Origin of the sequence: Bradyrhizobium sp. B120 (assembly GCF_049075665.1) — a bacterium.
Taxonomy (GTDB): Bacteria; Pseudomonadota; Alphaproteobacteria; order Rhizobiales; family Xanthobacteraceae; genus Bradyrhizobium.
Window position 1 is genome coordinate 6,135,119 of sequence record NZ_CP185242.1, and the last position, 20,773, is coordinate 6,155,891.

General features: G+C 60.8%; 14 protein-coding genes and 2 pseudogenes. 6 read left to right on the top strand and 10 right to left on the bottom strand.

Features of this window, described 5'->3' with window-relative positions; genetic code table 11:
• Positions 1-169 precede the first annotated feature (169 nt).
• Positions 170-1,264: pseudogene (locus ACOIX3_RS28545) on the bottom strand (IS3 family transposase); the annotation flags it as partial.
• 103 nt (positions 1,265-1,367) lie between these two features.
• On the opposite strand from ACOIX3_RS28545, the gene ACOIX3_RS28550 reads away from it, so the two are divergent.
• On the top strand, positions 1,368-1,514 hold the full coding sequence (locus ACOIX3_RS28550) for a hypothetical protein (protein WP_420965319.1): 147 nt from the start codon (positions 1,368-1,370) through the stop codon (positions 1,512-1,514).
• 49 nt (positions 1,515-1,563) lie between these two features.
• Complete coding sequence (locus ACOIX3_RS28555) at positions 1,564-2,001, top strand: hypothetical protein (RefSeq protein ID WP_420965320.1); 438 nt, start codon at positions 1,564-1,566, stop codon at positions 1,999-2,001.
• A 34-nt stretch (positions 2,002-2,035) separates the two neighbouring features.
• Here ACOIX3_RS28555 and ACOIX3_RS28560 read toward each other — a convergent pair whose 3' ends face one another.
• Positions 2,036-2,353, bottom strand: a complete 318-nt coding sequence (locus ACOIX3_RS28560; protein WP_420965321.1) for a hypothetical protein — start codon at positions 2,351-2,353, stop codon at positions 2,036-2,038.
• Here ACOIX3_RS28560 and ACOIX3_RS28565 point away from each other — a divergent pair.
• A pseudogene (locus ACOIX3_RS28565) lies at positions 2,340-3,105 on the top strand (IS6 family transposase). The gene ACOIX3_RS28560 and the pseudogene ACOIX3_RS28565 overlap by 14 nt on opposite strands.
• Positions 3,106-4,988: 1,883 nt before the next feature.
• Here the strand turns inward: ACOIX3_RS28565 and sfnG are convergent.
• From sfnG to ACOIX3_RS28600, 7 genes are all read right to left on the bottom strand, one after another.
• Complete coding sequence (gene sfnG / locus ACOIX3_RS28570; protein WP_420965322.1) at positions 4,989-6,074, bottom strand: dimethylsulfone monooxygenase SfnG; 1,086 nt, start codon at positions 6,072-6,074, stop codon at positions 4,989-4,991.
• 16 nt (positions 6,075-6,090) lie between these two features.
• On the bottom strand, positions 6,091-6,885 hold the full coding sequence (locus ACOIX3_RS28575; RefSeq protein WP_420965323.1) for an ABC transporter ATP-binding protein: 795 nt from the start codon (positions 6,883-6,885) through the stop codon (positions 6,091-6,093).
• A gap of 18 nt (positions 6,886-6,903) precedes the next feature.
• Positions 6,904-8,211, bottom strand: a complete 1,308-nt coding sequence (locus ACOIX3_RS28580) for an ABC transporter substrate-binding protein (RefSeq protein WP_420965324.1) — start codon at positions 8,209-8,211, stop codon at positions 6,904-6,906.
• A 108-nt stretch (positions 8,212-8,319) separates the two neighbouring features.
• Positions 8,320-9,378: a branched-chain amino acid ABC transporter permease gene (locus ACOIX3_RS28585; RefSeq protein ID WP_420965325.1), complete on the bottom strand. Its 1,059-nt coding sequence runs from the start codon at positions 9,376-9,378 to the stop codon at positions 8,320-8,322.
• 3 nt (positions 9,379-9,381) lie between these two features.
• The gene (locus ACOIX3_RS28590) at positions 9,382-10,263 is read right to left on the bottom strand and encodes a branched-chain amino acid ABC transporter permease (protein WP_420965326.1); all 882 of its coding nucleotides are present in this window, start codon (positions 10,261-10,263) and stop codon (positions 9,382-9,384) included.
• A gap of 7 nt (positions 10,264-10,270) precedes the next feature.
• Positions 10,271-11,041, bottom strand: a complete 771-nt coding sequence (locus tag ACOIX3_RS28595) for an ABC transporter ATP-binding protein (RefSeq protein WP_420965327.1) — start codon at positions 11,039-11,041, stop codon at positions 10,271-10,273.
• Between the two features lie 6 nt (positions 11,042-11,047).
• On the bottom strand, positions 11,048-12,469 hold the full coding sequence (locus tag ACOIX3_RS28600; RefSeq protein ID WP_420965328.1) for an LLM class flavin-dependent oxidoreductase: 1,422 nt from the start codon (positions 12,467-12,469) through the stop codon (positions 11,048-11,050).
• Between ACOIX3_RS28600 and ACOIX3_RS28605 the strand changes: the two genes are divergently transcribed.
• Positions 12,435-12,857, top strand: a complete 423-nt coding sequence (locus tag ACOIX3_RS28605) for a hypothetical protein (RefSeq protein WP_420965329.1) — start codon at positions 12,435-12,437, stop codon at positions 12,855-12,857. The genes ACOIX3_RS28600 and ACOIX3_RS28605 overlap by 35 nt on opposite strands.
• A gap of 129 nt (positions 12,858-12,986) precedes the next feature.
• Positions 12,987-14,210: an acyl-CoA dehydrogenase family protein gene (locus ACOIX3_RS28610; RefSeq protein WP_420965330.1), complete on the top strand. Its 1,224-nt coding sequence runs from the start codon at positions 12,987-12,989 to the stop codon at positions 14,208-14,210.
• 156 nt (positions 14,211-14,366) lie between these two features.
• Here ACOIX3_RS28610 and ACOIX3_RS28615 read toward each other — a convergent pair whose 3' ends face one another.
• The gene (locus tag ACOIX3_RS28615; RefSeq protein WP_420965331.1) at positions 14,367-15,497 is read right to left on the bottom strand and encodes a Fic family protein; all 1,131 of its coding nucleotides are present in this window, start codon (positions 15,495-15,497) and stop codon (positions 14,367-14,369) included.
• A gap of 144 nt (positions 15,498-15,641) precedes the next feature.
• Here ACOIX3_RS28615 and ACOIX3_RS28620 point away from each other — a divergent pair, with 144 nt between their 5' ends.
• Positions 15,642-19,706, top strand: coding sequence for a helix-turn-helix domain-containing protein (locus ACOIX3_RS28620; protein ID WP_420965332.1), 4,065 nt, complete (start codon positions 15,642-15,644; stop codon positions 19,704-19,706).
• The last annotated feature ends 1,067 nt before the right edge of the window (positions 19,707-20,773 follow it).

Consider the following 20,773-nt stretch of genomic DNA (forward strand, 5'->3'; position numbering starts at 1 on the left):
GCTGCCGTTCGTTCTTCCCAATACTTTACGCTACTCTTGCTTGCTGCTGTTGTGGCTGTGGGGATGTGGGCAACGCGCAGCGTTGTCCAAGCTTCTCGCTTGCGAGAAGCGTCATATCCACAGCCTCTTCGCCGAATGCGCCGGTGACACCGGCCCGCCAGACCGCCATCGGCGCGCGGTTTTCCAGCGCCTGATGGGGGCGCTGGAAATTGTAAAACTCGATCCATCGGGCGATTCCGGCTTTGGCCTCGTGGCCATCCGAATAACCCTTGAGATAGATGTCCTCGTATTTGAGCGAGCGCCACAGCCGCTCGATGAACACGTTGTCCATCCAGCGGCCGCGACCGTCCATCGAGATCCTGACGCCGGTGGCGGCCAGCGTGCCGGTGAAGGCGGCGCTGGTGAACTGGCTGCCCTGGTCGGTATTGAAGATCTCAGGCCGGCCGAAGCGCGCCAAGGCCTCTTCGAGCGCAGACACACAGAACGATGCGTCCATCGTGTTCGACAGGCGCCAGGCCAGCACCGCACGGCTCGCCCAATCGATGATCGCCACCAGATATAGAAAGCCCTGGCCGATCGGCACATAGGTGATATCGGCCGCCCACACTTGATTTGGCCGGTCGATCACCATATGGCGCAGGAGATACGGGAAGATCTTGTGTCCCGGCGCCGGCTTTGTGGTTCTGGGCTTTGGTCCCAGCGCCGCGATGCCCATCTTGCGCATCAACCGCCGCACGCGCTTGCGATTGATGCGACAGCCTTCGCCATTGAGCATCGCCGTCATCCGCCGCGAGCCCAGGAACGGCCAGGCCGTGAACAGCTGGTCGATCCGTCGCATCAGCTCAAGGTCGTTGTCATTGGCCGGCCGCGGCGGCCGATATACGCTCGATCGCGCAACGCTCAGCAGTTGGCATTGCCGGCGGATCGATAGACTCTCATGATCGCGCTGAAGCAATCCTCGGCGATCCGGCGCGCTCATCTTCCGGACCTCCTGGCTAAGAAATCTCGCTCGACCGTCAATTGTCCGATCTTGGCGTGGAGCTTCTCGACCTCCAGTTCATGGGCCGCCTCGCCATCCCGACCAGCGCCCGCGTCGAACGCCCGAACCGCTTGAATCCTGAAGCTGCTTCTTCCAAGCATAAATCTGGTTCACATGCACCTGGTAGCGCTGCGCCAGATCCGTCACCGTTGATTGTTCTCGCAGCGCCTCCAAGGCGATCTTTGCCTTCAGCGCTGCATCGATTTTCCGTCTCGTCTTCTTCATGGTCCGCTCCGTTTATCAAAACGGAACGGCATCCGCACCACCTAAGCCGCCGGTCCAAAATCCGGGGTCCACTTCAGTTGGACAAACGTCCGAAGACACCATGATGTTCAACTTCAAGACCCCGCAGGGCCAGGATTTTCGATTCGAGATGGACAAGATTGGCGCGAAGTTCATCCGGGAATCGCTCGGCGTTATTCTCGGCTTGATAGAACAGCGGAGCGGCCCGATCGACAAGCCGACGCGGCAGTAACTCCGAAGCGGTCACATGACCGCTGGCTCGGCATCACCAAGAGGAGATCATGGGCCCGATTCTTTCCTATTTGGGATTGGCAGCGACCGGTGTGATGGCCTGGTTCGCTGCAGAATTTATTGGACGACCGATCAGGACCTTTTTTGATTTGCGAATGGAAGTTCGCCGTCAAATGTTGTTCCTCGCCAATGTCCAGACGGAATTGCCGAAGCCATTTGTCACCCTGGAAGACCGAAGCCGCAAAAGATACGACGACATTGTATCGGCCAGGCGGGAAAAGAGCCGGACCCTTAGGGAGCTGGGCGCGCGGATGCTGGCCTATGCTGAAGGCGAAAGGTTTGCCCCGCTCGTGCTGCACAAGCTTGGCTATGATCCTCACGGAGCTGGCAGCGCCCTCATTGGCCTGTCGAACCACTTGAGCACGCACAACGAAGAGCGGGCGAGATTCAGTATCGCTGTCGGCAAGACGCTTCGTTTCCCCGACTGAGTCGGCTACTGCGGCCGGCACCTTCGGCCCGCTTTCAATTAGCGTTCATCGCTTGGCCGAAGTTGCCAGCCACCTGAAGGGCGGCGCCGGCCGCGCTGATAACCAGCCCGCGCACGATGAGGGTCATCCGCTCTCGCAGCTCATCGACAGCTTTCCGGCGGGAATCGATCTGCTTTCCGAGCACGCCACCAGTAATATCGACGCGTCCCTCGGGGCCGTCCGAAATGATCAGTTGATCGAACGATGTCATCGCCTGCGCGATATCAACGGCTTCAATAGTCGTGATTTTGGTTGTCTGCCGCACCTCGTAACCGAGCGTCACGAAGCCAACAAATTCGATCAGCGTTACCACCCGGGCCCCTCTTTATCGGCGCCATCGCTTCCCACCGGAAGTGATCAGCTATGCCGTTTGGTTGTATTTCCGGTTTCCCTTAAGCTTGCGCATGGTCGAGGAAATGCTGGCGGCGCGTGGCGTTGGCGTGACCTATGAAACCGTGCGCCAGTGGGGACGGAAATTCGGCAAGGCGTTCTCCGATCGGATCCGCCAGCGCGCTCCCGCTCGCGGTGACAAATGGCATCTGGACGAAGTCGTTATCTCGATCGCGGGCGAACAACATTGGCTCTGGCGTGCTGTCGACCAGAATGGCTTTGTTCTCGACGTCTTGATCCAGCGCCGAAGAGACTCGCGCGCTGCGCAGCGGCTCATGAAGAAGCTCTTGAAATCCGCCGGCACGCCGCCGCGCGTGATGATCACGGACAAGCTCCGTTCGTACGGCGCTGCGAGGGCGAAGATGGGCTTTCACGTCGAACATCGCCAGCACAAAGCTCTCAACAATCGGGCCGAGAATTCTCATCAGCCGACGCGGTGACGCGAGCGGATCATGAAGCGTTTCAAATCGTCCCGTCAGGCTCAACGGTTTCTGTCGGTTCACGATCAGGTCGCGAACCTTTTGCACATCCCCCATCCCGGAGCCGTCACTGCCGACTTCCGTCGCGCTTCGCGCGAGCGAGCCTTTGCGACTTGGCGCGAGATCTCCACGACAGGCGCTATCGCCTAATCTCGAACCTTTGAGAAGCGCCTCCTTCAGCTCGGGGGTCGATTAGGTTGACGATGCCCCTTGGGCTGCAGCTTGATCTCGAACAGCGTCCCTGGCTCGCCCTTCAAGGCGCGCGGTGGATCCACAGACGCAGTTCCATCGAGTCGATGCGTCCAGCAAACCTACAACTCAATAAGGTCCGAGTTCAGGACGGTGATGCGTCTGGGCAACTGTTGTCGACTAGTTCAAAAATGTCACCCCAAGTCGGCGTGCGTCACGCCAAACTACTTGGCATATCGTATCAACGTCCGCGCTTGGAACGCGCAGCCCGAAGGCTGCGGGCACGAAACGCGCGTCAGGCGTCTGAACGATTGCGGAGGATCCCGTGAGGTGGCGGACCTTGCAGCGCATTGGACTGCCATCAACCAAGATCTGTCCTGCGCAGACACTGCTTTTCCGCTCATTCGACATGTTTCGCCGTCCCCAATATAGCACCTGCACCTTTTGACCGGCGACTTCCGCCTCAAATAAGGCCAGACCATGGTGTCACGCTACTCTAGGCGTCTCTTTTGATCGTGTCCCATTTCGTGGTGGAGCTGAGTGTGGGTCACCACGTTCCCCGACCTGGGCCGGATCGGTCAGCTGGCGATAGCCGAGAGGCTGACGGTGGGATCAGCCATCGAACTGCGCAACCTGGGACTTTCTCTTCGAGGTATGGCCGAGAGCGTGCGGCGATCTCAGGTAGGGTTCAGAAGTATCTGGCCCGAAAATATCCGCTCAACTACGGGGCCCTCTCGAATCCTACTTCCTGAAGCTGAAAGAGTACCGCATCGAGCCGCCCACGATCTTCGAGTTGAACCACGGAGCGCAGATATTGATCGATTATCTCGATTTCGTGGGATCTCATCTGATCGGGGGACAATTGAAGGCCGCGAGGAATAAGGCGAGCGCCGTCGCGGACGAGATTGGATAACTGCGTGCCGTGCTCGGCAGAACTCGAACCCGCGTGTGGCGGAGTGGTGCGGCTAAGAACCGGTCATCCTGGCCCCCGACAATGGCTGCAGATTGCTTAGGCTCCGACGCTGGATCGGAGATATCAGTTAGCCCAAGACTCTTGCGTCAGAAGGCGAACTCCTCGCCGCGCATATCGCAGCAACCACCGCAGCGCTTAGAGTACTGGTTCTTACGCTTCAGAACAATGGAGCGATCGCGCACGGCGAATTTCCGGAGGCCCTCCACATGTACATGGAGAAATCGCGGGGGCACGCCGCGCCGATCACTCTAGGGCTCCTCGACGACCTGTGACGCGCTTTGATGGACTGAAAGGGGGGCGCACAAATGGGAAACGATCGCGGTGAAGTAGAGAGAGGCCCGTGCCCATGCGGCCATGGCGAAAGATAGCTGATCACTGCTCGTCTGATCAGTTTATGCCGCCTTCGACGCTCTCGCGCCAAAGCGAAGTATGAGCTGCCCCACCTCAGCGGCCGGCTTGGCGGCGCTGAAAGTATCACTGCCCTGCTTGCGGCAATCTGATCGAAGCTTTCGGAGCCACTCACCTCATTGCTTACCGGTTGACGATATAGCCATCAATTAAAATGCTCCGCGATCAGTAGGGCCATCTCGTTTGGTGGATCTTTGGAAAGGTGCTTGACTCGTGCGGCTTGAACGTTCCGCGTTCGATGGCGTGATCGAGGTCGTCCTTGTACTCGGCGGCCGTGCCTTGAGCTTAGAGAACATTGGATAACTGAATCGGACCAGACGCGCGGTAAACTCCTGAACGACCTGGGCTAGCAGCTCCTCCGATGGCGTCGAGATGCCGCTCTATGCCGAATTTTGCTAAGTGTCTATCGTGCAAAGCGCACGAGAAGCACGGGCTAGACTGCCGGGCAGTCAGGACTTGGTGTTGCGTGCAAATTGTAGAGAACGGGGCTCCGCTTACCCTCTCCGGGTTCAAGCAAGCTCAGCGGCGTAGGCTCTTCCGCTTTGGCTGGACTTCAGCAGAGGGATGACCTCGCGGCCGAAGGCCGGCAATTCGTCGGTGAAGTTTAGGAAGGCACAGAGGATCATGTCGACGCCGACAGCTTCATAGGCGCGGATGCGCTCGGCGATCAGCTCGGGAGGACCGAAGAGACGGGTTTTGAAGCCGTCATTGGGCTGCACCAGGTTAGCGTGACTGGAATCGGCCCACATCCCGATCTTCTCCGCCGTCGATGCGCCTGCCTGCTTCACCTGATCTGCGAAAGCTTGCACGATCTCCGGGTCGGCGCCTGCGATGATCGCTTCGAGCTGATCGAGCGCTTCCTGCTCGGTCGGCCGCTGGATGATGAAGCCGTTGAGCCCGAACTTCACCGTGCGGCCCTCCGCCTTGGCGAGCGCGCGGACCTCATCGATCTGCTGCTTGGCGACTTCCACGGTAGTGGCGTTGAGGAAATACCAATCCGAATATTTCGCAGCCATCCGGCGCGCGGCCTTGGAATTGCCACCCTGGAAGATCTCCGGATACGGTTGAGAGATCGGCCTCGGCTTCAGCCATGCATCGTTGATGCTGTAGAAATCGCCCTTGAAGGTGAAGCGGTCTTGCGTCCAGAGGCCCTTGAGTACCTGGATGAACTCTTCCGAGCGGCGGTAGCGTTCATCATGCTCGAGCCAGGGTTCGCCGAATGCGCGGAATTCCTCCTTGAACCAGCCGGTCAAGATGTTGATGGCAAAGCGCCCCTTGGAATACACATCGATGGTGGCTCCCACCTTCGCGATCATGGCCGGATGCCAGAAGCCGGTGTGGATCGCGCTGATGAGCTTCAGTCGCCTGGTCTGGGCCGAGAGCACTGCCGTGCACGTGATGGCCTCCTGCTGCAGCTCCCAGCCGTGGCTCGCAATGAAGCGCGCCGGCGCCAGCCCATATTCGAATCCGAGATCTTCGGCCTCGCGCGCAAGGGCGGCATTGTAGTCGAGGGTCCAATCGGTCCGCTGTGGAACATTGCTGATGACAAAGCCGCCGCTGCCGAGCGGCATCCAATATCCGAAGCGAATTGCCATGACGGGCTGCTCCCACTTATGTGACTGAGGTTTGGACAGGCTCTGCGGCAGCCGCCGTACCGGTTGCTGCAGCACCGAGATAAAATTCGGCGACATCGTCGCGTTCAGCGAGTTCGGCCGCGGTGCCCGATGCAGCTACCCGTCCGTTCTCAAGGACATAGCCGTGGTCGGCAAACTGCAGGACATGATGCGTGTTCTGCTCGGCCAGGAGGAAGCTGACGCCCTCATTCCTGTTGAGGTCGCGGATGATGTGGAAGATCTCTTCTACAATCATGGGTGCCAGCCCCATCGACGGCTCATCAAGCAGCATGAGCGTCGGGCGCGTCATCAGCGCTCGGCCGATCGCCACCATCTGCTGCTCGCCTCCCGAGGTCAGTCCACAACGAGCCCTGCGGCGCTGCTTCAGGCGCGGAAACCAGCTGTAGATGCGATCGAGATCTTCAGCGAGTGCACGACGGCTGGGCCGGCGCACAAAGCCGCCGCTGAGCAGATTCTCCTCGACCGTGAGCTGTGGAAAGACGCGGCGGCCTTCGAGAACCTGGACGAGGCCCTTGGCCACAAGATCGGCCGGATCGAGTCGGCTGGTCACCTCGCCGCGCCAGCTGATCGCGCCGCTGCTCAGGTGGCCGCGCTCGGACGCTAGCAGATTGGAAATCGCTTTCAGCGTCGTCGTCTTCCCGGCGCCATTGGCGCCGAGAAGAGCAACGATCGAGCCTTGTTCGACCCTGAGCGACACACCGCGCAAGGCCAGGATCGCGTGACCGTACAGAACCTCGATATTGTCGACGTCGAGAAATTGAGACGTGGTCATGACGATCCCTCAGCCATCTCAGTTGGTGGCATCGCGTGGCGTGATGCCCTTTTCCTTGGCGTAGGCGGCTGCCCGCTCATAGATCAGCGGCAGTAGCAGATCCCGGTCGGATTTCACCCAGCCGTTTGACACCACGCTCCACTTCTCGCCGTCCCACTGCAGCACCTTGCCGGCGCCGCCACCCTCGTGGTCTTTGGCCGACAATTTCAGCGGTTGCTGGAGGCCGGTGGCGCCGATTTCCGCAAGCCGCTTCTCGGAGAGGTCAAGATGCTCAAGGCCCCACTGCGCCTCCTCGCCATTGATCGGCCGCGCGCCGAAATGGGCTTGCGCGGTGCGTATCGCCTCGACCGCGATGATCGCCTCATCGACCCCGGAATTGTAGTAGACTGAGCCGAAGCTCTTCGGGTCCTTGAGATCGCTCAGGCCCTTGTCGACAATGTACTTCTTGAGCTTCTGATGGATCTCGAAATTGGCGCCGGCCGGAAATGGCGTGATCGCGAGGTAACCCTTGGCCACGGCGCCCGCCGGGCGGACATCTTCTTCCGAGCCCGACCAGATGCCACCGATGATATGATCGACCGGGAAGCCGACTTTGGCCGCGGTCTTGATCGCAACCGGCGTCATCACGCCCCAGCCGCGCAGGAACACCCAGTCGGGCTTGAGCTGGCGGATCTTGGTCCATTGCGCCGATTGTTCATTGCCCGGATGCGGCACCGGAATCTGGATGTCCTCAAAGCCGTAGGTCTTTGCAAGATGGGCGAGCGGAACCTGGGTCTCCTTGCCGTAGGGCGAGTCGTGATAGACGGTCGCGATCTTGAGGCCCTTCAGCTTGTCCTTGCCGCCGACCTTTTCCGCGATGAAATTGACTGCTGAGGACGCTTCGCTCCAGAAGCTGAAAACGACCGGGAAACTGTAGGGAAAGACCCGTCCGTCGATCGCTTCGGTGCGGCCATAGGCGATCGTCACCAGCGGAATCTTGTCCGCCACCGATTTCTCGGTAAGCGCCTTCGAGATCGGATCGCCGTGCGGCAGGAAGATCGGAACGGCCGATCCGTTCTTGCCTGCCTTCACCCGTTCATAGCATTCGACACCCTTCTCGACCTCCCAATTGGTCTCGCACTCGTCCCAGACCAGCTTGATCCCGTTGATGCCGCCTTCCACCTCGTTGATGTATCGGAAATAGTCGATCTCGCCCGCCCAGACCGGAATGCCGCTCGAGGCATACGCCCCGACGCGAAAGGTCGCGAGCGGGAAATATTGCGTTTTCGCCTCTTCGGCCGAGGCGACAGTGCCGACGGCTGACAGACCGAGCACAGCCAGCCCCATCACCCTACTCACGATCCCGATTCGCATCTTATGTTCTCGCCAAGACATCTGCTTATCCTTCATCTGACTATTGAACTCAGGTTTGATCGTCGCGCGCGGCCAGCGACACTAGCGGGCCAACCGCGAAACCAGTTGCGTCCATGCCCGCGACAACAAGGCCGCGAGCCCCCTCGGCTCCTTGATCAGGAACCAGACGATGAGCGCGCCGAAGAGCGCCTTCTGAAAGTTCTCGAGTTGCCCGGCATCGACCGCGCCTGCGAACAGCCGGCCCCCGACATGATCGAGCAGGATCGGCAGGAAGATCATGAAAGCGGCGCCAAGATAGCCGCCGCTGATGCTGCCCATGCCACCGATAATGATCGCAAACATCACCTCAAACGAGCGGTCGAGGTTGAAGCTGCGCGCGTCGACCGTGCCAAGATAGGCGAAGCCCCAAAGTGCACCCGCAATGCCGATCACCAGCGAGCTCACGAAGAAGGCCTTCAGCTTCCCGGCCGTGACCGGAATGCCGATCACCGAAGCCGCCGTGTCCATGTCGCGGATCGCCATCCAGGTCAGGCCAGTCTGGCTGCGAACCAGACGGATCGAGATCACCGTCACGGTTGCGACCGTGGCCAGGGTCAGGAGATAGCGGCCGGCCGGGCTCGAGAGGTCGTGACCAAGAAGCGCGAGCCGCGGCGCCGAAATCGAACTCGAGGTGGAGTAGTTCGAGAACCAGCCATATTGATTGAACAGCCATTCAAGCAGGAACTGGGTGGCCAGCGTCGATGCGACGAGATAGAATCCCTTGATCCGCAGGCTTGGCAGGCCTGCAATGATCCCAACGAGCCCGGCAATGATCCCTCCGAACAACAGGCTGACGGGCAACGGCAGCTCCGGCAGGCGCAGCAGCAGATTGTAGGTCGCATATGCTCCGACCGACATGAACCCGCCGCTGCCAAGCGAGGCCTGGCCCGCATAGCCCATCAGCAGGTTCAACCCCAAAGCCGTGAGGGACATGATCAGAAACGGGATCAGGACGGCATTGAGCCAGTAGTCGTTCGCCACCAGTGGAATGCCGGCAAGCACAACGAGCAGCACAAGGGCCAAGCCGAGATGCAACCGGTCGTGCGCCGTCACGCCAGACGGGCTGAACCCTTCGATTGCTTCCGTGCCAATCACCGACATGCTTCAGATCCTTTCAATCGGCGCTTCGCCGAAGAGACCGGCCGGCCGGATCAACAGAAAGGCGACCGCCAGCACATAGGAGAACCAGGTCGATACGCTGCCGCCCAACAGGTTCCCGAGATAGATCTCCGCGAGGCTGTCACCGGCACCGACGATCAGGCCGCCGACGATCGCACCGGATATTGAGGTGAATCCCCCGATGATCAGTACCGGAAGCGCCTTGAGTACGACGAGGGTGAGCGCGAACTGAACGCCCTGGCGCGCGCCCCAGAGCAGGCCAGCGACCAGCGAGACGAAGCCAGCGACGCCCCACACGATCTGCCACAGGGTTTGCAGCCGGATCCCGATCGAGAGCGCGGCCTGCGGATCGTCTGCGATCGCGCGCAGCGCGATTCCGACCCGCGTCGTGTTGAAGAAGATCGACAGTGCGACCACGAGAACGCCGGCCGTGCCGGCGGCGACAAGGTCGAACTGGCTGATTTGGACCCCACTGATCGTGATCGGCGTGTCGACGATGCCAAGATCGAGCTCGTGCACGCTCGCGCCCATCGCGATCTGCGCAAGTCCCTCGATCACAAAGGACACTCCAAGGGTTGCCATGAACAGAGTGATCTGCGGCCGGTTGACCAGCGGCCGCAAGACGACGCGCTCCACCGCAATACCGATCACCACCATGATCGAGAGCGTGATCAGCGCGGCGAGCCAGAAATCGAACCCCTTGTCGCGCAGGGTCACGAAGGTGAGCGCCGCGCACAACACCATTGACCCCTGCGCGAAATTGAAGACCCCGGAGGCCTTGAAGACCAGCACGAACCCGATCGCAACCAGCGAGTACATGACGCCCGCGAGCAAGCCGCCGACCAGCGTTTCGATGAAGAAGCTCATCTGGGCCTCAATGCACCGTGCCCAGATAGGCGGCGATCACGTCGGGGTTCCTGCGGACCTCCTCGGGAGTGCCGTCACCGACCTTGCGGCCGTAGTCGAGCACGACGACATGATGCGAGAGCCCCATGACGACGTTCATGTCGTGCTCGATAAGCACGATCGTGGTGGCAAGCGTGCGGTTGGTCTCCAGGATGAACCGGCTCATCTCGTGCTTCTCGTCCTGGTTCATGCCGGCCATGGGCTCGTCGAGCAGCAGTAGGCTCGGTCGGCCGACCAACGCTCGCGCGAGATCGACCCGCTTCTGAACGCCGTAAGGAAGGGTCGCGGCCACCGCGTCGCGGTGTCTGCTCAGATCCAGGAACGCGAGGATCTCGTCCGCCCGCCGGCCGAACTCGAGCGTCTCTCTCCTGTCGCGGCCAGATCCAAAGGCGTGCTCGATGAGAAACGTCCGGCTGTGCCTGATGAGCCCCGCCAGCACGTTGTCGAGAACGCTCAGATGCCTGAACAACGCGTTGTGCTGGAAGGTCCTGCCCACGCCCAGGTGTGCGGCATGCGCGGGGCGGATACGAACGAACTGCTGACCGTCGAAGATGATGCTGCCGCTGTCGGCCCGATAGACTCCATTGATGATGTTCAACAGCGAGCTCTTGCCTGCCCCGTTCGGACCGATCAGCGCGCAAATCTCGCCCCGCGTGACCTCGAAATTCAGGGCATTGAGTGCCTTGATTCCCTTGAACGACAGGGACACGTCGCGCAGCTGCAGAATCGCCCCCGACATCGTGCGTCACGCCTCGACCGTCTGCCGCTCCGGCGCACCGGTCGCCTGGCCGGCACGCCGCTTCACCGCCTCGATGTCACGATAGGCTGCGGCCGGATGGCTCGATGGCAAATATGACCCCTCGCCGAACAGCTTCTCACGCAGGGTCCCGGGACGATAGGCGGTCGGATAGACGCCGCGCCGCTGCAGTTCGGGGACGAGCAGATTGACCACATCCTCGAAGGTTTCCGGAGTTACGGCGTAGGCCAGATTGAACCCGTCGACATCGGTCTCCTCCACCCACTCCTGCAGGATGTCCGCCACCGTCGACGGCGAGCCGACGAACACCGGGCCGAGGCCGCCGATGCCGCCCCAGCGCGCCAATTCCTCAATCGACCAGGACTTGCTGCCGCTGGCGAGGTGTTCGACGACCGAGACGATGGCGTTGGTGTCGACCTTCTTGACCAGATCGGTCGGCGCGTACCTCCCGAAGTCGATGCCGCTCCAGCCCGACATGAACACCAGAGCGCCGTCATAGGAAGCATACTGCTGATACTCCTTGAACTTCGCCTCTGCCTTGGCGTCGGTTTCGTCGACGATCACCGTGACCAGATTATAGGTCAGTATCTTTCGGGGATCGCGGCCGGCCTCCGCCGCCTGCCGCCGCACCTCGGCAACGTAGGATTTCAGAACCGGCTTGATCGGAGCCGCGACGAAGACACACTCAGCGTGCCCGGCCGCAAAGGCCTTGCCGGCGCCTGAGGCGCCGGCCTGATAGAGCAACGGCGTTCGCTGCGGCGACGGCTCGCACAGATGATAGCCGGGTACATCGAAGTATTTTCCCTTATGCGCAATCTCGTGAACCTTCGAGGGATCCGTAAACATCCGCTTCTCGGCATCGCGCAGAACGGCCCCTTCCTCCCAGCTTCCCTCAAACAACTTGTAGAGCACCTCGACATATTCGTTCGCCACCTCGTACCGATTGTCGTGACGGCGCAACCCACCCTGCCCGATATTCTTCGCCCCGCTTTCGAGGTACGAGGTCACGATGTTCCAGCCGACGCGACCCTTGGTGTGGTGATCCGCTGTCGAGAGCCGGCGTGCGAACGTATACGGGTGCTCGAACGACGTCGATGCGGTAATGCCGATTCCGAGATGTTGTGTTGCGAGTGCGATCGGAGCCACGAGCTGCAACGGATCGTTGACAGGGATTTGCGCTGCCTGCTCGAGCGCATGGAACAGCGAATTCTTGTAGACGTCATAATAGCCGATGACGTCCGCAATGAAGATGCCGTCGAAGATTCCGCGCTCGAGCGTTCGCCCCAAATCCTGCCAATAATCGAGATCCTTGTACTTATAGGATCGATCTCGGGGATGCGCCCAAACGCCAGGCGATTGATGGCCGACACAATTCATGTCGAACGCATTGAAACGAATTTGCCGTACCATCGGTGTGTCCCCGCGCGCCGCCAGCTTCACTCTTTCTTCTCGCTGGTATCTCGCCACAGGAGACGATCAGTGGTCCATCGCTTTTATCCGTGTTTTTCAACGCGCACGTTTCTTCAATGCTCTGCCTGACAAGAGAAAATCTCTCTCGAGTTTACGCGATCGAATGCCGGCGCCGATAAGACTGGGCGGCACACTCTACGCTGATGACAAGAAAACCACTTCGTCCCAATCGAACGTCGATATAACTCGCCGCGCGGCGCTGCATTGTGAGGAATGCGTTTCTCGAGATGAATGTGCCGGCACTCGTCGCGCATTGTGCGGCCGACAGGCTGACGCGCGCACCGGCCGCCCGGTGCTTTACCGCATTACGCAGCAGATTTTTCTTTGAACGGCGTGCCGCTCCGAACGATCGCCTTGGAACTTCGAGAAATACAGTCTGGCCCTCCAGCGACGGCTGGCTATTCTTTCGAAGGCGATCGATTTCGATCTACTGCGTTGGACAAAGAGAAGCAAAGCGATGACCATTCACCTCGTCAATCGGGCCATCAGCGACGAAGAACTCGAAGGGCGCTTCGCCCCGGTCTTCAAGAAGATCGCAGCCGGTGCAGTGGAACGCGAACGAAACCGCACGCTCCCTTTAGAAGAGATCAAACTGCTGAAAGAGACGGGCTTTGGAGCTCTGCGCGTGCCAGTCGAGCTCGGGGGGCTCGGCGCATCGCTCCGCCAGACCTTCGATCTGCTCATCGCACTCGCGGCCGCGGACTCCAATCTGCCACAGGCGCTGCGGGCACATTTCAACCTTGTCGAAGATCTGCGCCTGAACATGAATGAGGCGGTCAGATCGCGCTGGCTCAGAGCCATCGCGGACGGCGCCCTGATCGGGGTCGCGGTTACTGAATTGGGCGTAGGTGCTGTCGATCGCTACCGGACCGCGGTGACGTCGGGGGGAGCCGACCTGCGGCTCAATGGCACAAAGTATTACACCACCGGCACTCTGTACGCCGATCACCTGATCGTGGCGGCTGACCAGAACGGCAAGCGAGTTTCCGTCCTTGTCGACACCAAGCAGCCCGGCGTCAGCGTTCAGGACGACTGGGATGGCTTCGGCCAGAGGCTCACCGCGAGCGGCACAGCGGAGTTCCGGAATGTAGAGATCCCCGAGGATCGAATTCTTGGTCCCGGATATGGAACGGAAGGCCGGGTTTTTGGAACGGCCCATGTTCAGCTGATCCTGCTTGCGACCCTTGCCGGCATTGCGCGACGCGCCGCGGCCGATACAGCTGACTGGATCAGACAGCGAACCCGTACCTTCACACATGCGACCGCCGACCTGCCGCGGAACGATCCATTGGTGCAGCAGGTCATCGGCAGGCTCTCGGCCGCCGCTTTTGGTGCCCGGGCGACCGTTCTCGCCGCCGTCGACGAGCTCGCGAGAACACTCGACGGTCGCCATCAGGACCCTCAGCAGCTTGATTCCTCCGAGCTTGCGGCGGCCCAGGCCCAAGTCGTGGCCATCAAGCTCGTTCTCGACGCCACGACCGAGCTGTTCGAGGTGGGCGGAGCTTCTCTCAGCTCGGAGAAGCTCGCGATCGACCGGCACTGGCGCAACGCACGCACCATCGCCTCCCATAACCCTGCAATCTTCAAGCTTCGTTCAATCGGTGCACACGAATTGAATGATGAAGCACTACCCTACGCATGGAGCGCCGGCGTGCGTCGGGCAGAACGAGACGGTAACTGACGCACCTCTCCTACGGAAGCTGCGCATCATCGACCAAGAAGTTTGGAATGCGCGGTGAAGGCACGCCAAAAATCGCTTGCCTATGAGGCGTCTGAGCCCGGCGTTGCCGACAGCCATGGTTCAGAATGCTCCTGGTTTCATACCGACAACGCGCGGTTAAGTAGGCCGATCAGATTGATCTGCATTGCTAAGTACAAGAGAGTAGCTGGTGCTGCGGCCGCCACCGAGATCCTTCTGCAGAATACCGCGCTTGATCAAGTCATTAATGTCGCGCGTTGCGGTCGGCTGCGAGACCTTCGCAATTTTCTCCCACTTCGACGACGTAAGCTTTCCTTCAAAACCGTCGAGCAAGCGATTCAGCATCAGTCGCTGGCGATCGTTGAGGCCGCTCGCGCCGTGCTTTTCCCAGAATGCCGCCTTCTGCAGGACGTTACCGATGATCGTCTCGGCGCCGTCGAAAGCCCGACCGAGGCAATCGAGAAACCAGACAAGCCATCTGGTGATATCAAGCGTGCCGCGCTGGGTCCGCTCCAGGATGTCGTAATAAGCTTTGCGCTCCTTCCGGATTTGCGCGGACATGCTGTAGAAGCGCTGCGTGCTGTGCTCAGACCGCGCCAGCGCCAAATCGGCAATCGCACGCGCGATTCGTCCGTTGCCATCCTCGAAAGGATGGATGGTCACGAACCACAGATGCGCAAGCGCAGCCTTGATGACAGGGTCCTGGCCCTGCTCGGTATTGAACCAGTCCAGAAACGCCTTCATCTCGGCCTGGAGCCGCTTGGCCGCGGGCGCCTCGAAGTGAACACGCTCGCGGCCGAAAGGCCCCGATATTACCTGCATGGGGCCCGCCTCTTCGGTCCGCCAACCGCCGACGGTGATCTTCTGCATGCCGGTCCGGCCCGTCGGAAAAAGGGCGGCATGCCACCCGAACAGCCGGTCGGTGGTCAGAGCTTGATCGTATTTCTGGGTGGCATCGAGCATCAGCTCGACCACGCCCTCGACATGCCTTTCCGCAGGAGTGAGGGCGCCGATATCCATGCCAAGCCGTTGGGCGATCGATGAGCGGACCTGGTCGCGATCAAGGATCTCGCCCTCGATCTCGCTTGATTTAACAACTTCCTCGGTCAGCGTTTGCAGGGCGGCTTCGGCCTTGAGGTTGAAGCCAAGGCTGCCCATCCGGCCCAGCAGATGGCCCTGCTTGTGCCGGACCGCGACAAGCCGCTCCGACACTTCTGCCGAGTTCCACTCAAATTCGGGCCACTCTGCCCTTTCGTGAATATAAACCATGGTCTGCCCCCTACCACGCGAGTATGGGGCTAATCTCTTCATCTTCAAGGCATTCCCCTCATCCCTTGATTAGAATAGGGGCATTAATCTCTTCACGGTCAAGCGCTTGCACGTATCGATAGGATGTCATATAAATAATATGACATGAAAAAGCCGAGTTCCGCTCCAAACCACGACCTTACCCCGGCCCAGGCCCGTGCCGCCCGGGCGCTGCTGGCATGGTCGCAGCAGGACCTTGCCACCAACGCCAACATCGCCACTTCGACGGTCGCCGACTTCGAGCGAGGACGGCGAACGCCGGTGCCCCAGAACGCAGAAGCCATGCGGGGCGCGTTTGAACGCGCCGGGATTTCATTCCCGGAGGGCGGCGCCGTCATGGGGCCGGCATTGCCGAAGCTTGCTGACCTTACAAAGACCGGCGCACCGATCCGATATGTGAACGGCACCGATCTTGCTCAATGGGCAGAGCGGCGCGACGGCCAGGCCTCCATGCCGACCTTGATCGCCAAGCTGGTCCGCGCAAGCGGAAGTGCGTCGTTGCATTTCCCTTCTGATGAAGCGGTCCAGTTCGCCGGCTGGGATGGCATCACCCAGGCTGCGATTGCGTCCGAATATGTCCCGGCCGGATCGACGGGATGGGAGATCGGCACGCAACGTGAGGGAATCGCGGGCAAGGCCAACGAGGACTACGCCAAGCGAACCGATGACCCATTGGGTCTTGAGCAGAGCGTTTCCACCTTCATTTTCGTGACGCCACGGCCGTGGCCGAAGAAGGACGAATGGGCTCTTCAGAAACGCGCTGAAGGTATCTGGAAGGACGTCAAAGCATATGACGGCACCGATCTGGTCCACTGGATCGAGCAATACCCTGCGGTAGGCCAATGGCTGGCGAGTGCCCTCGGGAAGCGCCCACCGGGCGTGCGCCAGCTCGAAGAGGTGTGGCAAGAGTGGTCGCTCGCGACACAACGGCCGCTCACCCCGGAACTCGTTCTCAGCGACCGGGACGAAGATAGTGCGACCCTGCTCCGCTGGCTGCGGGAAGGGAATTCGGCGATCGCCTTCCAGAGTGAAAGCTCCGAGGAAGTTGCAGCATTTGCTTACGCCACAATCAGCCAACTCCCCGCCGACATCGCGGAGCATTACTTCGCTCGTTGCGTCGTCGCCTCGAATTCTGATGCCGCCCGCCATCTTGCCAGCAGCCGCACGCCTCTGATCATCGTGATCCTCGAACCCGAGACCGGTGTTGCGGAAGCCATCGCGGCGAAAGGTCACCACGTCCTGGCGGCGTTTGGGCCGACCCCTGGCCTGCAAGGCACCGTGAGGAAGCTGAGCCGGCCTTCACGCGACGGTATCGAGGCAGCCCTGATCGATAGCGGCGTTGCGGAAGATAAAGCAAAGACCTTTGCGCGCGATTCCGCGCGTAGCTTGGCGATCCTTCGCCGACTGATGCCGGGAGTCGCCAGCCGGGTGCCGCAATGGGCCCAGGGCACGATCTCCCGGCCACTGCTCGCCGCGCTGTTGGCCGGCATGTGGGACGAAAGCCATGAAGCCGATAAGGTCATCATGTCTCGGCTATCGGACATGCCCTACGATGCCTTCATCGCCAGCATCGCACCGTATGTCGGCGAGTTCGACAGTCCGCTTCGCAAGGTCGGGCAGACCTGGAAGGTCGCCTCTCCCCGCGACGCCTGGCTGCTTTTGGCGTCCCATTTCACGGTCGCGGATATCGACCGGTTCCGTGCCGCCACGATCGATGTATTAAGCGCCGCTGATCCCCGATACACCTTGAGCCCGGAAGATCGTTGGTATGCGTCGACACGGGGCATTGAGCCGGAATACTCGGCCCTGCTGCGGCATGGTTTGGGGGAAACCCTCATTCTGCTGGCGCTGTTCGGTGATCGCGCCACAATGGCCCCCCTCGCCTCGCAATGTCCCGACACCGTGGTCCGGAAAGTGCTCCGGGGCGCGGACGGACAGCGCTGGTGGTCGCTGTCGCGGGATTTCCAATTGCTTGCCGAAGCCTCGCCCGAGGAATTCCTCTCAGCGGTCGAGGACAGCCTCGACAACGAGAACCCGCCAATCGCGGCGCTGTATAGCTCCGATGAGAGCCCGATATTCGGCAGCGCCGAACATCTCTCGGACCTGTTGTGGGCCCTGGAGTCGCTCGCGTGGTCTCCGCAGCTCCTGCTCCACGTTTCACTGGTGCTGGCGCGGCTGGATCAACTGGATCGCGGCAACAGCCGCTACCTGAACCGGCCGTCCGCCAGCCTACGCACCACGTTCCTGCTCTGGAGCCCGCAGACCAATGCCACCTTCACCCAGCGCCTGAAGGTCCTGGATCGCATCCGCAAGCGTTATCCAAATCCGGCGTGGAAGCTGATGCTGGGCATTCTGCCAACCGGCCACGACTCCTTCTCGCCGGCAGCGTCTACCCGATGGCGCGACTTTTCCACCGATAAGAAGGAAGTCGTCACCTATCAGCTGATCGGTAAAGGTGCCGAAGCCCTTCTTGACCGTCTCCTTGAAGACGTTGGCTCCAACGCGGCGCGCTGGGTCGACCTGCTTGACCGGTGGAGCGATCTTGGCGACAGACGCCGAAAGGCGGCCAAGCAACTGGAGCAGGTCATCCAGGGCAATCTCGCTAAGGAGGATCGCGAGTTGCTGCGCGGCAAGCTGAGGGGCTTGTTGCACCATCAGCGCAGCTTCAGAGACGCCGACTGGGGATTGCCGGAAGAGGACGTCGCAGAACTGCAGGTGATCTATGACGCCCTTGCGCCGCTGGATCCCATCGAAAGCATTGCCTGGCTGTTCGAGACCTCGGTCTCCTTGCCTGACCCAACCGGCGACTGGCAGAAGGACCGGCAACAGCTTCAGTCCGAGCGAGCCGCTGCCGCAGAAAAATTCCTGCGGGATAATGGGGCCGAAAGATTTTTCGACCTGATCGGCGTCGTCCGTGAACCCGGCTATCTGGGACAATCGATCGCGGAATCCGGCCTGTCTGAGGAAACCCGCAAGCAGCTGCTGGTGCGCGCCCTAAAGAGTGAGGACGACAAACATCAAATGTTCGCCCGCGGCATTGTCGCGACCTGGTATGGCAGCGCCGGTCGCGAATGGGCCGAGCACTTGTTCGATCAGGCCCTGCAGGGTGCCTGGGGCGACAAGGCGCTCCTGACGATCCTTCTGGCGCTGCCCTCGACAGGTTGGGTTTGGGCGCTGACCCGACGGGCGGGCGACGTCATCGAGGGTTCGTATTGGAAACGGCTCAACATCTTGTGGAGCAAGGAGGACGATTCCGACCCCGCCTACGCAGTGGAGAAGCTGATCGAGGCGGGCCGCGCCCGCGCCAGCGTCCACTTCATCGGCTACCACCTCCATGACGGCAGAAAGTTCGCGTCTGATTTGCTTGTGAAGGCATTGCTTGAGGCCGTGCGGCAGCCGGTCGAGGGTGAGTTGGAGATGAACGACCGGACGATGTTCCAGCACTACGCCCAGGAGATCTTCAAGCAGTTCGACAAAGCAGATGACGTGTCTACCGAGACGCTCGCGCTACTCGAATGGCAGTACTTGGCCATGTTCGAGCACTCACAGCGTAAGGCTAAGGCGATCATGTCAGAGCTCGCTACAAAGCCTGATCTCTTCGTCCAAATGCTTGCGGCGATCTATAAGCCTAGTGAGGATAGCGGCGTGGTCGATCAACCCGTCGAAAATGAGCAGCACGCCCGTAATATCGCGGACCAGGCTTACCGGCTGCTACGGCTGTGGGACGTGATTCCAGGGACGGAGGCCGACGGTACGATCGATGGCGCCAAGCTCGAAGCCTGGATCAAGGAGGCACGCAAGCTTGCCCACGCCAAGGGCCGGGGTCTGGTTGCAGACCAGAAGATCGGCGAGCTGCTGTCGGCCTCGAAGGTTGACGCGGACGGTATCTGGCCTGCCGTCCCGGTCCGGGACGTGATCGAGGCGATCCGCAGCCGCGACCTGGAAATTGGAATGGCGATCGGAAAGTTCAATCGCCGCGGGGTCACTATGCGGGCGTATGGAGACGGCGGCAATCAGGAGCGGCAGTTGGCGAAACAATTCCGGGATTGGTCTAAGGAAACGGCTTTTGATTGGCCCCGCACCTCGGGGATTCTCGAAAACCTCGCCAAGGACTATGACCGTCAGGCGAAGGCTCACGATGACGATGCCGAACGCAAGGATTGGCGGTAACGGGGATGCGTTTTCTCTCGTCGGTCATCGGTGGTTCCTCGGTTGCGTTGGCGTGTCGCAACCCGATCCTACCGGAGAACTGCCGGTGACCACCGCAAGGCCGCCCGCCCGCTACGGCGCTATTTGAGGCGCGCGTGCGGGCGGCTTTGCTCTACCGAGCTACACCATCACTGGGGACACGACCGGGCAGGGCGCGCGTTCTCGAAAAACCAGAAGAATGGGCCGCCAGCGAATGATACCGGGGGGAATAGAACGTCGTCCAGGATCGACTCGTTGTCCTTCACCCAGCTTAAGGCAGCGTCCCCCATCCCTTGGGCCATCGCGCGCGGCGGCGCAGTGTCCAGCGTATCGGGCGGCCCTCGTGCTTGCGCCACCTTGCCGCCCCGAAGCAGATGTGCGGCGTTCTCGAACCGCAGGCACTCATCGAAGGACCAAGGGTAGCGCGGCTAACCGACGCGACGGGAACTGGTCCGTGACGCTTTCCGCCAGAATGCGCCGTGCCTGACGCAAAGAGCGCGAATGGAACTCCAAGGTCCGAACTCAGGTCGCACACAAACAGCTGGGCTTCTGTCGTTGTGACCTGCCTCGGGCGGACTGCACCGTGCACACGCGGCGCGCGGCAAGACTTTTGGGCGCGCAAAAGAACGATCCCCCTGCCGGCGGGTTCTTACTGCACTACTAAAGGCCCGCGACGGCTATTTCGTCACCGCACTGTAATAGGCGAGCCTCACACGAAATATGCACGCGAGAAGGCACACGTGATTCCTTCGGCCGAAGATATGGTCCAGCGGACCGCCAGAGTATTCAAAGCCATGGCTGTTCAAAGCTTTAGGGACAGTTTGCAGTCCAGCGCGCTGTTCAGCCACCCTTAAGTCGAGGTATGAGAATTACGTTGACGCCCCACGGATTGTTAGGGGTCACCTCCCTTATCCCTGCAGCCAACTGCGCCATGTAGGGATGACCGTGGATGTAAAAATTTGTCGTCGGCCGGAACGGCTTCGGGAAGGCGTCCACTCTATTCAGCTCACCGAGCACGACGTCCGGAGCCGGTTGGGGACCGTGATTCC

What these genes read in the sequence shown, in the direction of transcription:
- ACOIX3_RS28550 (WP_420965319.1), top strand. Translation starts at nt 1,368, where the DNA reads ATGTTCAACTTCAAGACCCCGCAGGGCCAGGATTTTCGATTCGAGATG.
- ACOIX3_RS28555 (WP_420965320.1), top strand. Translation starts at nt 1,564, where the DNA reads ATGGGCCCGATTCTTTCCTATTTGGGATTGGCAGCGACCGGTGTGATG.
- sfnG (WP_420965322.1), bottom strand. Translation starts at nt 6,074, where the DNA reads ATGGCAATTCGCTTCGGATATTGGATGCCGCTCGGCAGCGGCGGCTTT.
- ACOIX3_RS28575 (WP_420965323.1), bottom strand. Translation starts at nt 6,885, where the DNA reads ATGACCACGTCTCAATTTCTCGACGTCGACAATATCGAGGTTCTGTAC.
- ACOIX3_RS28580 (WP_420965324.1), bottom strand. Translation starts at nt 8,211, where the DNA reads ATGGGGCTGGCTGTGCTCGGTCTGTCAGCCGTCGGCACTGTCGCCTCG.
- ACOIX3_RS28585 (WP_420965325.1), bottom strand. Translation starts at nt 9,378, where the DNA reads ATGTCGGTGATTGGCACGGAAGCAATCGAAGGGTTCAGCCCGTCTGGC.
- ACOIX3_RS28590 (WP_420965326.1), bottom strand. Translation starts at nt 10,263, where the DNA reads ATGAGCTTCTTCATCGAAACGCTGGTCGGCGGCTTGCTCGCGGGCGTC.
- ACOIX3_RS28595 (WP_420965327.1), bottom strand. Translation starts at nt 11,041, where the DNA reads ATGTCGGGGGCGATTCTGCAGCTGCGCGACGTGTCCCTGTCGTTCAAG.
- ACOIX3_RS28605 (WP_420965329.1), top strand. Translation starts at nt 12,435, where the DNA reads ATGTCGAACGCATTGAAACGAATTTGCCGTACCATCGGTGTGTCCCCG.
- ACOIX3_RS28600 (WP_420965328.1), bottom strand. Translation starts at nt 12,469, where the DNA reads ATGGTACGGCAAATTCGTTTCAATGCGTTCGACATGAATTGTGTCGGC.
- ACOIX3_RS28610 (WP_420965330.1), top strand. Translation starts at nt 12,987, where the DNA reads ATGACCATTCACCTCGTCAATCGGGCCATCAGCGACGAAGAACTCGAA.
- ACOIX3_RS28615 (WP_420965331.1), bottom strand. Translation starts at nt 15,497, where the DNA reads ATGGTTTATATTCACGAAAGGGCAGAGTGGCCCGAATTTGAGTGGAAC.
- ACOIX3_RS28620 (WP_420965332.1), top strand. Translation starts at nt 15,642, where the DNA reads ATGAAAAAGCCGAGTTCCGCTCCAAACCACGACCTTACCCCGGCCCAG.